We start from the raw sequence: 16,485 nt of genomic DNA, 5'->3' as shown, positions 1-16,485 counted from the left end.
TCAAAATTAATTTGAACCGACTTTGATTTTTTGCCACAAGTTGACAGACAGTTTTTTCGCATCTGCGCTCATTTGAGGCATGACGAAACCGTCTTTCATGTCTTGCTCGTTCGGGAAAATAGAACGTGTGTTCACCAGCTCGGCAGGCATTTTTTCGCGTGCAGGTTTGCTGGCCGGTGCGAAGGTTACGGCAATACCGTTTTTCGCAGCCACTTCGGGATCAAGCGTGTAGTTGATGTATTTGTGGGCATTGACGATGTTTTTCGCATCTGCCGGAATCAGCCAAGATTCAATCCAGAAGCCCATGCCTTTCGGCGTCAGCACTTCAATGCCGACGTTGTTTTTCACTTCTTCGGAACGCGCTTTGGCCAAGTTCAAATCGCCGCCGTTACCTGCCGCCAAGCAGATATCGCCGCGCGCCAATTCGTCAATGATGGAAGGGCTGAAACGTTTCACGTCAGGACGGATAGACTTCAACACTTCCGCCGCCGCTTTCAAATCTTCAGGATTCGAGCCTTTAGGATCTTTACCCAAGTAGTTCAACAAGATTGGGAACATTTCACTCGGGGTATCCCACAAAGCGATGCCGCAAGATTTCAGCTTATTGGTGTATTCAGGTTTGAACAGCAAATCCCAGCCGTTTTCAGGCAATTTTCCGCCCAAAAGCTCCTTGCCCTTCGCCGTAATCGCAATCGTATTCACACCTGAGAAGTATGGAACGGCGTATTGATTGCCCGGGTCGGCGGTTTCCAACATCTTCAGCAATTCAGGGTCGATGTTTTTGTAGTTCGGAATCAGATCCTTATTGATTTTTTGGTATGCACCTGCCTCAATTTGACGCGGCAGGAAGGCAATACCGGGCACAACCAAGTCATAGCCGGATTTGCCGGTCAGCATTTTGGCTTCCAGCGTTTCGTTGTTTTCATACAAATCGTAAGTCAGCTTCAAATTGTTGGCTTTTTTGAAGTCTTCGACTGTACTTTCATCAACGTAGTTTGACCAGTTGTAGATATTCAAAGTATCGGTAGCGGCTGCCTCGGCATTGGCAGCAGGCGCGCTGCCTGCTTGAGGTTGCTCGGCTTTTTTCTCGCCACCGCCGCACGCGGCCAAAGACAATGCGGCCAATACGGCTAATACAGATTTTTTCATACGGGCAGATTCCTGATGAAAGAGTGGTTAATGTCAATAAATAAGAAACCCTGCACCCCATAAACACCCCGGCGCAGAGTTAGGCTATTGTAATGGAAACGTAAGCAAACGAAAAGCAATATCCATCTGATTTTTATTGAAATAAGACAAAGCAACATCATCTTTTTCCCAAAAGCGTTGCACCGGCTGTCGTTTTTGGGCAAAATACGGCTGATTTGCGCGCGTTTATAGAGAAAAAGCTTGCATATAAGGAAATCTGTCTTTAAAATTGCGCGTTTACAGAATTTATTTTTCAGGAGATATTCAATATGGCAAACAGCGCACAAGCCCGCAAACGTGCCCGCCAGTCGGTTAAACAACGCGCCCACAACGCCAGCCTGCGTACTGCATTCCGTACCGCTGTGAAAAAAGTGTTGAAAGCAGTTGAAGCCGGCGACAAAGCTGCTGCTCAAGCAGTTTACCAAGAATCCGTTAAAGTCATCGACCGTATCGCTGACAAAGGCGTATTCCACAAAAACAAAGCAGCCCGTCACAAAAGCCGTCTGTCTGCTAAAGTAAAAGCTTTGGCTTAATACTGACGCAGATGCTGGAAATCCTGACAATCAAAACAGGATGAATCGAGCTGATACGATGCCCCTGAGGTCCTGCCTTTCAGGGGCATTGCCGTATTCACAGCCCAAACCGACTAAATAAAACCATTTACCCTTTCATCAGGCCGTCTGAAAAACAACGGAAACTCTCATGAACAAGATGTTGAAACATTCCCTAAGTATCGGATTCATTGCCGCCGCCCCACTGGCTGCCGCCGATACCGCCCTACACTGCACCACCATTCAAGACAACGCCACCCGTTTGGCGTGTTACGACAACATCTACTCGGCGCAACTCCCTCCGCAATCCCCACTGCCGCAAACGCAAACTGAAACTGCCAAAACACCGGTTGACCTCGAAAAAAGCGTGCGCAAGAGCATTGAGAAAAAAGAAGCGGCCATCGTATTCGACAACCCTACCCATCCGAATATTTCAGACGACGTATTAAGCGAAACTGCCGACAGCTACACGCCTTTAAGTCTGATGTACGATTTGGATAAAAACGACACGCGCGGCCTGTTAAGCGTACGCGAGCACAATCCTATGTACCTCATGCCCGTTTGGTACAACAGCAGCCCCAACTACCACCCGAAATCCCCCAGCCGCGGCGTAACCACACAGGAAAAATTCAGCGAGCAAAAACGCCTTGAAACTAAAATGCAGGTTTCCTTCAAAAGCAAGATTGCCGAAGATTTATTCAAAACCCGTGCCGACGTATGGTTTGGCTACACCCAAAAATCCGACTGGCAAATCTTCAATCAAGGCCGTAAATCCGCTCCGTTCCGCAATACCGACTACGAGCCCGAAATCTTCATTACCCAACCCGTTAAAGCAGACCTGCCTTTCGGCGGCAAACTGCGCATGGTCGGCGCAGGTTTTGTTCACCAGTCCAACGGTCAAAGCCGCCCCGAATCACGCTCATGGAATCGGGTTTACGCCATGGCCGGCATGGAATGGGGCAAGCTGACCGTCATTCCTAGAGTTTGGATGCGCGCCTTCGACCAAAAAGGGGATGACGATGACAATCCGGACATTAACAAATACATGGGCTACGGCGACTTGAAAGTCCAATACCGCCTCAATGACAAACAAAATGTTTATTCCGTCCTGCGTTACAACCCGAAAAGCGGACGCGGTGCCGTTGAAGCGGCCTATACTTTCCCCATCAAAGGCAAACTCAAAGGCGTTGTCCGCGGCTTCCATGGCTACGGCGAAAGCCTGATTGACTACAACCACAAACAAAACGGCATCGGCTTCGGCCTGATGTTCAACGACTGGGACGGTATCTGATTCCCTCATATTGTTTCAGACGGCCTTTGCAATCAAGACTGCCGTCTGAAACAATAAAACAAAACAAGCCATTCGTTTAAAATACTCGTTTCCTAGCGTCCAAACGCGTATAATGCAAAGTTTGGGCAAAACTTGCCGGAATGAAACAAAGATGACAGAAGCCGCAGCCGAAAGCGGAAAAATCGCCAAGGCTTTAAAGAAATACCTAATTACAGGCGTGCTGGTTTGGTTGCCGATTGCCGTAACCATCTGGGCGATGAGCTATATCATCTCCGCCGCCGACAAACTGATCAACCTATTACCGGAAAGCTGGCAGCCCCAGCATTTCTGGGGGTTCAACATTCCCGGCTTGGGCATCGTCGCCGCCACAGTCGTCTTGTTCGTTACCGGTGTATTCGCCGCCAACGTATTGGGCAGACGGATTCTCGGCGCATGGGACAGCCTTTTAGGACGCATTCCCGTCGTCAAATCCATCTACTCCAGCGTTAAAAAAGTTTCCGAATCCCTGCTCTCCGACAGCAGCCGCTCGTTCAAAACCCCCGTACTGGTTCCCTTTCCGCAACCAGGCATTTGGACGATAGCCTTTGTTTCCGGCCATATCCCCGACAAACTCAAAGGCAGCCTGCCGCAAGATGACGACTATATTTCCGTTTACGTCCCAACCACACCCAACCCGACTGGTGGCTACTACATCATGGTTAAAAAAAGCGACATTCGCGAGCTGGACATGAGTGTGGATCAGGCATTGAAATATGTAATTTCACTGGGCATGGTGATGCCGGACGACTTACCAGTTAAAGCCCTACCTGCCCAAAAGCCGTCTGAAGACGGTGATACCGAACACAACAATTAAGGTCTTCTTTTTTTTCAGACGGCCTTTCCTTCTTTTTCAAATTGAACAATATAAAAAGGTGATTTTATGCGTACCAACTATTGCGGCCTTATCAGCGAGCAATACTTAGACCAAACCGTTACCGTCAAAGGCTGGGTACACCGCCGACGTGACCACGGCGGTGTGATTTTTATCGACCTGCGCGACCGCGAAGGCATCGTTCAAGTCGTTATCGACCCTGATACTCCGGAAGCATTTGCCGCTGCCGACTCTTCCCGCAACGAATACGTTTTGAGCATTACCGGCCGCGTACGCAACCGTCCTGAAGGTACAACCAACGACAAAATGATTTCCGGCAAAATCGAAATCCTTGCCAAAGAAATCGAAGTCTTGAACGCTGCCGCTACGCCTCCGTTCCAAATCGACGATGAAAACATCAGCGAAAACGTTCGCCTGACCAACCGCGTTATCGACTTGCGCCGTCCTGCCATGCAACGCAACCTGCGCCTGCGTTACCAAGTGGCCATGGGCGTTCGCCGCTACTTGGACGCGCAAGGCTTCATCGACATCGAAACACCGATGCTGACCCGCTCTACTCCAGAAGGCGCGCGCGACTACCTCGTACCAAGCCGCGTTCATCCGGGCGAATTCTTCGCTCTGCCTCAATCTCCGCAATTGTTCAAACAATTGCTGATGGTTGCCGGTTTCGACCGTTACTACCAAATCACCAAATGTTTCCGTGACGAAGATTTGCGTGCCGACCGTCAACCTGAATTTACCCAAATCGACTTGGAAACCTCGTTCTTGAACGAGGATGAAATCATGGACATCACCGAAGGCATGGCCAAACAAGTCTTCAAAGATGCTTTGAACGTAGATTTGGGCGACTTCCCACGCATGCCTTACTCTGAAGCCATGTTCTACTACGGCTCTGACAAACCGGACATGCGCATCAACTTGAAATTTACCGAGTTGACCGACCTAATGAAGACCGAAGAATTCAAAGTCTTCCGTGGTGCAGCCGACATGAAAGGCGGCCGCGTAGTCGCTCTGCGCGTGCCTAACGGCGCGAAATTCAGCCGCAAAGAAATCGACGAATACACTAAATTTGTCGGCATCTACGGCGCAAAAGGTCTGGCATACATCAAAGTAAACGATATCAGCAACCTCTCCAACGGCGAAGACAGCGGCCTGCAATCTCCAATCGTCAAATTCCTGTCTGAAAACGCCCTGAAAGAAATCATCGAGCGTACCGGCGCACAAAACGGCGACATCATCTTCTTCGGTGCGGACAAAACCAAAGTCGTGAACGAAGCCATCGGCGCGCTGCGTATCAAAGTCGGCTTGGAACACGGCAAAGACAACGGCTACTTCGTAGACGAATGGAAACCTTTGTGGGTTGTCGATTTCCCAATGTTCGAATACGACGAAGAAGCCGACCGCTACGTTGCTGTACACCATCCGTTTACCGCGCCTAAAGAAGGTCATGAAGACCTAATGGTTTCCGACCCTGCAAACTGCCTGGCCCGTGCCTACGACATGGTATTGAACGGCTGGGAAATCGGCGGCGGCTCCATCCGTATCCACCGTGCAGACGTACAAGAGAAAGTGTTTGCCGCGCTGAAAATCAGCCCTGAAGAGCAACAAGAGAAATTCGGCTTCCTCTTGGACAACCTGAAATTCGGTGCACCTCCTCACGGCGGCCTTGCATTCGGTCTCGACCGTCTGGTTACCCTGATGACCGGTGCCGAATCTATCCGCGACGTAATTGCCTTCCCGAAAACACAACGTGCACAATGTCTGCTGACCAATGCACCTAATGTGGTCGACGACAAACAACTTCGCGAGTTAAGCCTACGTCTGCGTCAGAAAGCAGTTGAAACAAAAGAAGCATAATTTACCGGCTTAACCTTTAAAATATCAAGGCCGTCTGAAATTTTTGAAATTTCTTTCAAATTTTTCAGACGGCCTTTCTACATTTTGGTCGTTTATATATAATCAACCCGCAAACTGTTTTATTTTAAATGTTCACTTTAATGACGTTAGAGTATAAAAAACAACCGTTTGTAAGAAAAACAAACAAATAAGCTCCACAAGCACTATCATGACTGTTACAACAATAAAGGAACCAAACAATGTTTCTGATACTGACGGGGCTGATACTGACTTTTTTTATTTTGTTGTTTATTATTACTTCAATTATTCATAAAAAACAGTTTGCCTATAACACACACCAAGACTATAACTATCTCTCCCTCCCTTCTACCGCGCATGCAACCCTCAAAGGCGGCAGCCTAACCTTGCCCGCCACTGTCAGCGGACGGGATACCATCATTGCCAAAATCCGTATCAAGTCCAACTGGATGGGACTACTGTTCTTGCCTTTTATCGAAACCATTTCATCCAAAGGCAAATGGAAGCAATATTTCGAATACGGCGCAAAAGGCGTGCGCTATATCAATCTGAGTGACACCTTCTCCGACAGCAATAAAACCATCCGCTTGGAAGGCAAATACCTGTCCTTGCCCGATCAAGAAATCGAACTCTCCGTTTATCCGCGTGAAAACCTAGACGGCAAAAAAATCCTTGTCCTCGCGCCTCATGCTGACGATGCCGAACTCAGCGCATACGGTTTGTACGAAAAACACGCTGCCAATTCAATGATCTGTACTTTAACCGCCAGCGAAGGCGGCAGCTTCCACTATGGCAATCTTTACAGCACGTGCGACTGCGATACTCAGGCACAATATCTGCAAAAAGGCAGAATGCGCGTTTGGAACAGCCTGACCGTTCCCCTTTTGGCCGGCGTGCCGTCTGAAAACATCCTGCAACTGGGCTACTTCGACAGCACATTGACCGCCATGCGCCAAAATCCGGAAAAAGAGATTAAATCGACCAAAATCGATACGACCGATGTAGATATTTTCCGCAGTGCCAATACCTCCCCATTGGCGAAACACCTCAAACCCGGCTCGACTTGGAACAGCTTGGTAGACAATCTCGGCTACCTGATAGAAACATTCCAGCCGGACATTATCGTGTCGCCTTCCCCCAATATTGACACGCATCCCGACCACCAACACACAACGCTGGCCGCTATCGAAGCCCTACGCAAAATCGATTACCGCCGCGGCAATCTGTTTTTGCACACCATACATTATCTGAGCGACGACTTTCCTATCGGTAAAGTAGGGTCTTCCCTCAGCCTGCCGCCATCCTCCGAGCAACCGTTTTACTTCCAAAGCATCTATTCCCATCCTTTGGATAAAGAAGAGCAAAACCGCAAACTTCTCGCCCTTGATGCCATGAACGACATCCGTCCCAATTCAGACGGCTATATGCGTTGGAGCACCATGATATTCAAAGGCTTAAATAAACTGCGACACCACGTCCTCCATCTCGACAAAGACTTGGTCAACCGCTTTGTTCGTAGCAACGAATTCTTCTATACCGTCCCCATCAGCGACTTGTACCAAGAAGATACACTAAAACAAATCACTTATCAGGGCAAAGCCCAATAAACCACAAAGGCCGTCTGAAAAGATGTTTCAGACGGCCTTTATCACACCAAATCAAAACAATAAAATCACCGCATTACAAACGAAAAACACCAAGCCCAAATCCAAACGCGACAACCCAAGTTATAATAAAACCCTTCCCATACACCCCACATCATCATGCCAATTTACTTCATCGCCGATTTGCACCTGAGCGAATCCCATCCTCAACTGACCGCACTCTTCCAAAAATTTATGCAAGAAAAAGCCGTCCACGCCCAAGCCGTATACATTCTTGGCGACCTTTTCGATTTTTGGATCGGCGATGACGAAAACAGCCCTTTGGTTCAAACCATCAAACAGACCATCCGCAGCCTGACCGAGCGCGGCATTGATTGTTATTTCATCCATGGCAACCGCGATTTCCTCATCGGCAAAACCTTCGCCCGCGATACCGGCATGACCTTACTGCCCGAGTACGCCGTTATCGACCTGTTCGGCACACCCACCCTACTCTGTCACGGTGACACACTCTGCACCGACGACCATTCTTATCAAAAATTCCGCCGTACCGTCCATCAAAAATGGCTGCAACGCCTGTTCCTGCTCCTGCCGCTCACACTCCGACTGAACATCGCCACCAAAATCCGCAAGCAGAGCAAAGAGGACAAACAGCACAAAACTGCCGACATCATGGACGTCAATCCGGCCTTTACCCACGAAACCGTCCAACGCTTCCACACGCCCCTACTCATCCACGGCCATACCCATCGCGAAAACATCCACCGCAACGCCGATTACACCCGCATCGTACTCGGCGACTGGCGCAACAATTACGCCTCCATTCTCGAAGTCGATGCCGAAGGCTACCGTTTTATCGCCTTATAAAACATCAGGCCGTCTGAAAACCGGTTTCCCGATTGTTCAGACAGTCTGACTGACAAACATCCTCAAACGGTTTACGCAAACCAACCGCGTATCCGCTCCAAACCACCAAAGTGCACACACGCATCCGCATTCGCTTCAGTTTTCGGTTTCGCCCGATAAGCAATGCCAAACCCGGCTTCCAATATCATCGGAATATCGTTCGCACCATCACCCATCGCCACCACCTGCCACGGAGCCAAACCCAGTCGCTCACGGTATTCACGCAATAAATCCGTCTTAGCCTGCGCATCGATAATCCGTCCTTTCAGACGGCCTGTCAGCTTGCCGTTTTCCACTTCCAACACATTCGCAAAATGGAAATCCAAGCCCAAACGCCGTTGCAGACGTTCCGTAAAGAACGTGAACCCGCCCGACACCAGCATAAACTTCACATCATGCCGTTTGCACTCTTCCAACAAAAATTCCGCGCCCGACGACAGCTGCAACACATTCTCGTACACCTCTTCCAACACGCACTCGTCCAAACCGGCCAGCAAAGCCACACGCTTACGCAAAGACTGCTCAAAGTCCAGCTCGCCGCGCATCGACTGCTCCGTAATCGCTGCCACCTCATCCTTCAGCCCGACACCGGCCGCAATCTCATCCACACACTCAATCGTAATCAGCGTCGAATCCATATCGCTGACAATCAGTCCCAAATCAGCAAAAGCCACATCCGGTAACACCGCGCCATCTATCTGCTGCGCAATCAATGCCGCACGCATCTCGTCCGTCAATTCAAAATCATCATCAACCGGCACACGCAACACCGACTTCCCTGATGGCGCAGACACCAAACCGCCAAACGCAGACCAGTCGCACGCGCCCAAATCCCCATGTTGCAACACCAAAACTTTCTTCATCTCATTCTCCTCATACCCCAAAACCCTTACAACCCACATTCAGCTTAAAACAACAAAACCGTATTTTTGCAAAGGCCTTAAAAAAACCAAAACAGCATTATAGCCGAACAACCCCGAAAATTTTCAGACGGCCTGTCACTTGATTCCCTTAGCTAGTTTAATTTCAAAAACACCTTCAAAAACCATAAAAACAACATAAATCCGCTAAAAACCCTCAAAACCTTGTTCTTAAATTACAAAACAACAAAATTATCGTAAAATATAATTATTCTTATTTTTGTTCGATTAAATTTCAATTATAGAAAGACGTTCATGAACGCCCCAACCCTTAAAACATTAGCACTCATTATTGCCACTCTGCCTTATGCAGCCTTAGCAGAAAACACTGTAACGCCCCAACCCGAACAAACTGCCGAGCTACAAACCGTCAATGTAACCGGCAAAAACCGTTCCACCCGCACCGAAAACCGCGACTCCTACACAACTTCAGCCATGCGTACCACCACCGGGCTTGCCTTGTCTCCGAAAGAAACGCCGCAGTCGGTAAGCGTGATTACCAAGACACAAATCAATGAGCAGGGGATTACCAACTTGGTTGATGCCCTGAAAACCACCACCGGCGTAAACGTCATCCGTGATGCCGGCATTCCGCGCTTCCAATCGCGCGGGTTCTATATCGACCAAATCGAAGAGGACGGAATCTCATCTACCGTCCCCGGCGCCATCAACAATCCGATGTATGACGCGCAAAGCATGAACGACATCGCCGTTTACGACCATATCGAAGTCGTGCGCGGGGCGACCGGGCTGACGCAGGCAAACGGCGAGCCGGGTGGTACGGTGAACGCCGTACGCAAACGCCCCACCGGCGAACGCATTATTCAGGGCGAAGTCCAAATCGACCGCTTCGGTAAAGTCCGCACCACGGGAGACTTTTCAGGTCGTCTGAACGATGAAGGCACTTTGCGCGGCCGCGCCGTCGTCGCATTGGAACACGACAAAAATTTCAAAGACCGTGTCAAAGGCGGCAATGCCACGCTTTACGGCGTGATGGACGCATCCGTCGGCGACAACACCAAAATCACTTGGGGCGGCCTCTATCAACGCAAACACACCAAGCCCGACGACTGGGGCGTGGCATTGAACCTGCCGCGCGATACCTATTTGGGCTACAACTGGAACAAAGGCATTTACGACAAAGCGAACGCATTCGCCGAAGTAGAACACTATTTCAACGACAACTGGCGTTATACCGGCAAGCTGGATTACAACTACAACGAAAATATCAAGAAAAACAGCGGCATTTACAATACGTCCACGTCCTACGCAGGCTACACGCCCGGCGGCGCATTAGCCTCTGGCTGGTTGAGCCGTTACGACAATGATGAAAAACAACTGACTTTCAAAAATAATTTGAACGGCAAATTTGAAATTATAGGCGTGCCGCAGGAAATCTTTACCGAATACACTTACACGCACACCAAAAACAACGGCAGCCGCCGTCAATACAACCCGGGCGTTTCCTTCGACCCGATGACCTTTACCGGTAACGAAATCGCCGAACCCGCCGACTGGTACGCCACACCTTATCAGATGTATTGGGAAACCCATTCCAAACGCACCACCCACGCGCTGCTTTTGGGCTTCCGTTTCAATATGTTGAAAGAAAAACTGCACATCATGGCAGGTACGCGCTGGAACCACATCAAATCGAAATATATAACCGACTATTTCTACACGGGCGGCAAGATAGACAACGATCCTGATTCGGTTACCGACCGCAAAACCGTCCGTTTCAATCCCTATTTCGCCGTTACCTACGATTTGACGCCGAACCAAAGCCTGTATGCCAGCTACACATCCATCTTCAAACCGAACAGCAATCAGCGCAAAGACAAATCCTATCTCGACCCAGTTACCGGCGCGAACTACGAAATCGGCTGGAAGGGAGAATGGTTTGACCGCAAGCTAAATACCTCGCTTGCTCTGTTTGACATTGAACAGAAAAACCGCGCGGTGCAGGTTTGGGATACGGCAGACCAAAAATGGTATTGGGAACCCGTCGGCAAAGTCCGCAGCCGCGGCATCGAAGCCGAAATATCCGGCAACCTGAGCGAAGATTGGAAACTGTTTGCAGGTTATACGTTCAACCGGTCCAAATATCTTGAAGCGGAAAGCAAAGGCACCGTCCCCGCAGGCACTAATTTCAGCCTGCACACGCCAAAACACATGCTGCGCCTCCACACCAGCTACAACCTGCCGTTTGACGGCAAAAAATGGACCATCGGCGGCGGCGTAACCGCACAAAGCAAAACCGCCAGCCTCTACGGCGTGAAGCGCGGCGGTCATGCGGTATTCAATGCCAACATTGATTATCAGGCATCGAAAAACCTGAAACTTGCACTGATTTCGACCAACCTGTTCAACCATTACTACTACGAGAACAACAAAGTCAGCAGCAAAGGCGCGAACAACTACTATGGCCAACCGCGCAACGTCATGTTCAAAGTCGATTACAAGTTCTAACCCCGCTTGATTCAAAGGCCGTCTGAAACCGATTCTTTCCATTTTCAGACGGCCTTTTCCAATCAAACTTTTTTAAATCTTGATATAAAGCAAACAGTCTAAAAAATTTTCTCAACCGAAAAAAATTCCTGTTGCTTTTTCTTACAGTTTCGATATAGTTCTTTATAGCTAGTTTGGTACTACCCCTTATATCTAGCTTTCATTGCATTACCACCTCCATTCGTTGCCAACGGCTCCCTTTCCGGCGGCAACCTTTTTTTGACCCGATGGTTTGGCAAAATCAAAATTGAATCAAATAAAATGATTCGGAGATTTAAATTTAATTTTTAAAACAAAACGGATTATAAAAAATAACTGCTCAATTTAAACAGATATTGCCGCCAATATTTAAAAACAAACAGATCTTTCTTTATCAAGGACCTCATCAAATGCATCATTCTGAGAAACTATTCAAACTGAGCACACTTGCTCTCTGCCTTGCCGCATTGCCCCAAGCCGCACAAGCTGCCGAAGAGGTACAACAGGCTGAAGTGGAACAAGTTACCGTAGTGGGTAAAAACAAAAGCCTGCGCACTGAAAGTCAAAACAGCTACACAGTATCCGCCCTGCGCTCAACCACAGGGCTGGTCCTCTCTCCGCGGGAAATCCCCCAATCCGTCAGCATCATTACTAAAAACAAATTGAAGACCAAAGCATCACCGACTTAGAAGGTGCGTTGCAAAACGCTACAGGCATCAATGTTTTCAAAAGCGGCGGACGCACGCATTTCATGTCGCGCGGCTATTTTATCGAACAATTTGAAGAAGACGGTATTGCCACTCAACTCGGCTCACCCGGTGGATTCGGCTTAGGCGGCCCGGCCGGCGACCCGACCAGTGCAACCGATATGGCAATGTACGACCACATTGAAGTGGTGCGCGGTGCGGCAGGTTTGACACAGGCAAACAACGAACCCGGTGGCACGGTAAACGCCGTCCGCAAAAAGCCGACTGCAAAACGCCAGCTTTCCGCCGATTTGATGGCAAACTCATGGGGCAAAGTAAACAGCGTCTTTGATGCATCCGGTACCTTAAGCCAAGAGCACGGCCTGCGCGGACGCTTTGTCGGCTCAGTAGGCAGCAACAAAACCTTCAAAGACCAATCCGGCGGCCGCGACATCCTTCTGTATGGCGTGATGGACAAAGACATCGGCGACAACAGCAAACTTACTTGGGGCTCGAGCTATCTCAACCAAACCGAAACACCCGATCCGGACGGCCTACCTATGCGTGCAAACGGCAAAGAGTGGAAACGCAGCCGCTATCTGGGTGCGGATTGGAACGAAGCCCACCTGAAAAAATACAATCTTTTTACCGAATTTGAACATTATTTCAACGACAACTGGAAGCTGAGCAGCAAGTTGGACTGGCGCAAGAACACCAGTTCAAAAGAATATTACACGCTGGGCGGCACAGGTAACGGCATCGGTACAGACGGCCTGGGAACCACATACAGCTTCGACCGTTACGATGCAGGCAACCGCCAGTTCACTTTCCAAAACAACCTGACCGGCCGCATCTTCGCTTTTGGCCAAAATCACGACCTCTTCTTCATGCACAGCTATTCCAAAGAGAACGTGAACTCAAGCAACCGCTGGCTCAACGACAGCAGCACCTATGACGCAGATGCCTTCAACGGCAGCGAAAAAGCCAAACCCGATTGGAATTCTGCCACAGCCAAAGCCCGTGGCGGCGACGGCCGTTATACTACCCATGCCTTCGGTTTGGGCGCGCGCATCAATCCTACCGACAAACTGCATATCATCGCAGGTGGACGCTACACCAGCTGGAAACGCGACTTCTATTGGGATCGCGACCTCAAAGACGGGGCAGCAGGTTCCTCAGACTCGCTCAAACGCAACCGCTTCGTTCCTTATGCCGGCATCACTTACGATATCACGCCTAAACTAAGTATTTACGCCGCCTACACGTCCATCTTCAAACAAACGATGAACCGCGACTACAACGACAACCTGCTGCCTCCGATTATGGGACGCAACTACGAACTCGGCTGGAAAGGCGAATGGAACGAAGGCCATCTGAACACCTCGGTTGCCCTCTACCGCACCGACAAAGACAACAACAACCAACGCGTCAATGCCAAACCGCACGCCTACTGGGAACCGCTCAACCAAAGCAGCCGCGGCTTGGACGCCGAAATCTCCGGCAGCCTGAGCGACCGTTGGCAAGTTTACGCAGGCTACACCTTCAACCGCAGCACCAACCGCAGCAGCGTTACCGGCAATGTTGAATCGCGCCAAAAAGGCTACAACTTCAGCAGCCATACGCCGAAGCATATGTTCCGCCTCTACACCAGCTATGTCCTGCCGGTGGATGACGGCAAATGGACAGTCGGTCTTGGCTTGAAGAGCAGCAGCAAAACCGCCAATTCCTACGGCTCCATCAAGCAAGGCGGCTACACGGTTTGGAATACCAACGTCCAATACCGCCCGAGCAAAAACCTGCAACTGGGGCTGGCAGTCAACAACCTGACCGACAAACGCTACTACGAAAACCAATACAGCCGTGCCGCCAACAGTGGCAACTTCTACGGCGAACCGCGCAACGCCGTGTTCAGCCTGAAGTGGAAAATGTAAATAGCAGCATAGCAAGCACGGTTTGACCGCTCATTTTTTAAAAGCATAAACCAACTATTGCTGATAAAAAGGCCGTCTGAAAGTACAATTTCACTTTCAGACGGCCATTCGCACGCATTCACAAGCATTATGAAAACACTCAAAAAATTCTTTTACCTCGCCCGTCCTTTCTGGTCGGGGGCGCACGGCCGCCTCCAATGGCTGATGCTCGCCGTACTCATCGGCTTCACCCTTTGCTCCATCACCATCAGCGTTTGGATTGCCGCATGGGACAAACGTTTCTACGACGCACTGGCCGCATTTGACGGCGCGTCCATGCCCGCACTTATTGTCGAATACCTCGGCTACATGGCGATGATCATCGGCTGCATCGTTTGCGGCGACTGGTTGCAAAAACGCCTCATCTTCCGCTGGCGTACCCACCTGACCGAGCAATTTCAAAAAAACTGGCTCGAAGGCCACAAACACTACCGCCTGCGCCTGACGGGCGAACCGGACAACCCCGACCAACGTATCGCCGAAGACATCTACCTGCTTGCCGACAAAAGCATCGGCCTCTTTCGCTCCTTCATCAATAATATTGCCAAATTCAGCGCGTTTGTCGCCGTACTGTGGACGCTGTCCGGCGTACAGACTTTCAACATCGGCGGATACAGCATTACCATTTACGGCTACCTTGTTTGGGTTGCACTGATTTATTCCATCTTCAGCACCGTCATCGCCCACCTTGTCGGCCGCAAACTGAAAAACCTCAATATCGACCGCCAGCACCGCGAAGCCGACTACCGCGCAGCCCTTTTACGCGTACGCGACCATGCCGAACAAATCGCCTTCTACAACGGCGGCGAAGCGGAAACAGACCGTCTGAAACAACGTTACCTCCGCATCCGCGACAACTGGCGACGGCTAACCAACTGCGAATTCCGCCAAGAAACCTTCTGGGCGACCTATGTGCGCATCAGCATCTTCATCCCCATCCTCGCCACCCTGCCCATGTACCTCGCAAAAACCATGACCTTCGGCGACATGATGCAGACGCGCACATCGTTTGCCCGCGTTCAAGACAGTTTTGGCTGGTTTACTGACGCATACCGCCGCCTGATTGAATGGGCGGCAGTCATCGAACGGCTTTCCGGTTTTCAGACGGCCTTAGAACAAGCAGAACACATTGCTCTAGAAGCGCAAACGGATATGCACCCAAGCGGTAAAGTTATGTTGCAGGGTCTTACCGTCCACACCCAAACCGGCAGCCCCCTGCTTACTGATATTCACCTCCAAGCCCGTTCTCCGGAATGGGTATTGCTTGAAGGACGAAGCGGCATCGGCAAATCCACGCTGCTTCGCGTGCTTGCCGGTTTATGGCCGTATTATCACGGCAGTTTTTCACTCGAAGGCAGCCGCCTGTTTTTCCCGCAACGCCCTTACCTGCCTACCGATACCCTGCGTCAAACCGTCAGCTATCCCTATACGGCCTGCCAAGACAACCATTTGATTCAAGCCGTTTTGGAACAAGTCGGCCTAAACAGCTCCACGGGTAGGCTACACACGTTGATCAACGATTTGAACACCCCATACGAATGGCACGGCATCCTCTCCGGCGGCGAACAGCAACGCCTCAGCCTTGCACGCGCACTGCTGCACAAACCTCAAATCCTGTTCCTAGATGAAGCCACCAACCAGCTTGATGACGAATCTGCCCTGATGTTGATGCAGACCCTCAAGCAACATTTGCCCGATACTTTAGTCATCGGCATCAGCCACCAACCCAAGATTCAAGCCCTGTTTGATAGTTCCCTGAATTTGAATAAAAAAATTATTTAAATGTTAAAATGTGCAAAGTACTTGCTTTCAACTCTAACAAGGGATATAGTACCAAGTAACTAGTTCTTATTGATGAGAGCTACTCCTTGGATACTTGCCTCCGGTCCTCCAACCCGGGGGCATTTTTTTACATTTTTATTTTGTGTTCGTATGGATAGGATAAAGACGAAACACCCACCACAAATCAACAGACAAATCGAACCGCAAACTGCGTTTCCCAAACGCTCAGGCCGAGACCTTTGCAAAATTCCCCAAAATCCCCTAAATTCCCACCAAGACATTTAGGGGATTTCTCATGAGCACCTTCTTCCAGCAAACCGCACAAGCCATGATCGCCAAACACATCGACCGTTT

The 16,485-nt window shown here is 49.9% G+C and carries 10 protein-coding genes and 1 pseudogene; 9 read left to right on the top strand and 2 right to left on the bottom strand.

Annotation, left to right across the window (positions count from 1 at the left end; translation table 11 throughout):
* Positions 1 to 6: 6 nt before the first annotated feature.
* Positions 7 to 1,149, bottom strand: a complete 1,143-nt coding sequence (locus tag TW89_RS08080) for an extracellular solute-binding protein (RefSeq protein ID WP_049321971.1) — start codon at positions 1,147 to 1,149, stop codon at positions 7 to 9.
* Between the two features lie 308 nt (positions 1,150 to 1,457).
* On the opposite strand from TW89_RS08080, the gene rpsT reads away from it, so the two are divergent.
* The 6 genes from rpsT to lpxH all read left to right on the top strand — a co-directional run bounded on the left by rpsT (position 1,458) and on the right by lpxH (position 8,247).
* A complete protein-coding gene (gene rpsT / locus TW89_RS08075) occupies positions 1,458 to 1,721 on the top strand; it encodes a 30S ribosomal protein S20 (protein WP_002212556.1) in 264 nt (87 codons plus the stop codon).
* A gap of 169 nt (positions 1,722 to 1,890) precedes the next feature.
* Positions 1,891 to 3,030 carry a phospholipase A gene (locus TW89_RS08070; protein ID WP_128581105.1) on the top strand — a complete coding sequence of 380 codons (1,140 nt, stop codon included), beginning with the start codon at positions 1,891 to 1,893 and terminating at the stop codon, positions 3,028 to 3,030.
* A 151-nt stretch (positions 3,031 to 3,181) separates the two neighbouring features.
* Positions 3,182 to 3,883: a DUF502 domain-containing protein gene (locus TW89_RS08065; RefSeq protein ID WP_128581104.1), complete on the top strand. Its 702-nt coding sequence runs from the start codon at positions 3,182 to 3,184 to the stop codon at positions 3,881 to 3,883.
* Positions 3,884 to 3,949: 66 nt separating this feature from the next.
* Positions 3,950 to 5,758 carry an aspartate--tRNA ligase gene (gene aspS / locus TW89_RS08060; protein ID WP_070585093.1) on the top strand — a complete coding sequence of 603 codons (1,809 nt, stop codon included), beginning with the start codon at positions 3,950 to 3,952 and terminating at the stop codon, positions 5,756 to 5,758.
* A gap of 239 nt (positions 5,759 to 5,997) precedes the next feature.
* Positions 5,998 to 7,383, top strand: coding sequence for a PIG-L deacetylase family protein (locus TW89_RS08055; RefSeq protein WP_128581103.1), 1,386 nt, complete (start codon positions 5,998 to 6,000; stop codon positions 7,381 to 7,383).
* A 153-nt stretch (positions 7,384 to 7,536) separates the two neighbouring features.
* Complete coding sequence (gene lpxH / locus TW89_RS08050; RefSeq protein WP_225522197.1) at positions 7,537 to 8,247, top strand: UDP-2,3-diacylglucosamine diphosphatase; 711 nt, start codon at positions 7,537 to 7,539, stop codon at positions 8,245 to 8,247.
* Between the two features lie 71 nt (positions 8,248 to 8,318).
* Here lpxH and serB read toward each other — a convergent pair whose 3' ends face one another.
* Positions 8,319 to 9,149 (bottom strand): phosphoserine phosphatase SerB, encoded by an 831-nt coding sequence (serB, locus tag TW89_RS08045; RefSeq protein ID WP_128581101.1) that lies wholly within the window; start codon positions 9,147 to 9,149, stop codon positions 8,319 to 8,321.
* A 312-nt stretch (positions 9,150 to 9,461) separates the two neighbouring features.
* Between serB and TW89_RS08040 the strand changes: the two genes are divergently transcribed.
* From TW89_RS08040 to TW89_RS08030, 3 genes and pseudogenes are all read left to right on the top strand, one after another.
* The gene (locus TW89_RS08040) at positions 9,462 to 11,675 is read left to right on the top strand and encodes a TonB-dependent siderophore receptor (RefSeq protein WP_128581100.1); all 2,214 of its coding nucleotides are present in this window, start codon (positions 9,462 to 9,464) and stop codon (positions 11,673 to 11,675) included.
* A gap of 428 nt (positions 11,676 to 12,103) precedes the next feature.
* Positions 12,104 to 14,310: pseudogene (locus TW89_RS08035) on the top strand (TonB-dependent siderophore receptor).
* 129 nt (positions 14,311 to 14,439) lie between these two features.
* On the top strand, positions 14,440 to 16,131 hold the full coding sequence (locus tag TW89_RS08030) for an ABC transporter ATP-binding protein/permease (protein WP_128581099.1): 1,692 nt from the start codon (positions 14,440 to 14,442) through the stop codon (positions 16,129 to 16,131).
* The last annotated feature ends 354 nt before the right edge of the window (positions 16,132 to 16,485 follow it).

Origin of the sequence: Neisseria flavescens (assembly GCF_001618065.1) — a bacterium.
Lineage (GTDB): Bacteria > Pseudomonadota > Gammaproteobacteria > Burkholderiales > Neisseriaceae > Neisseria > Neisseria flavescens_A.
This window is presented reverse-complemented; position numbering and strand designations above follow the sequence as displayed.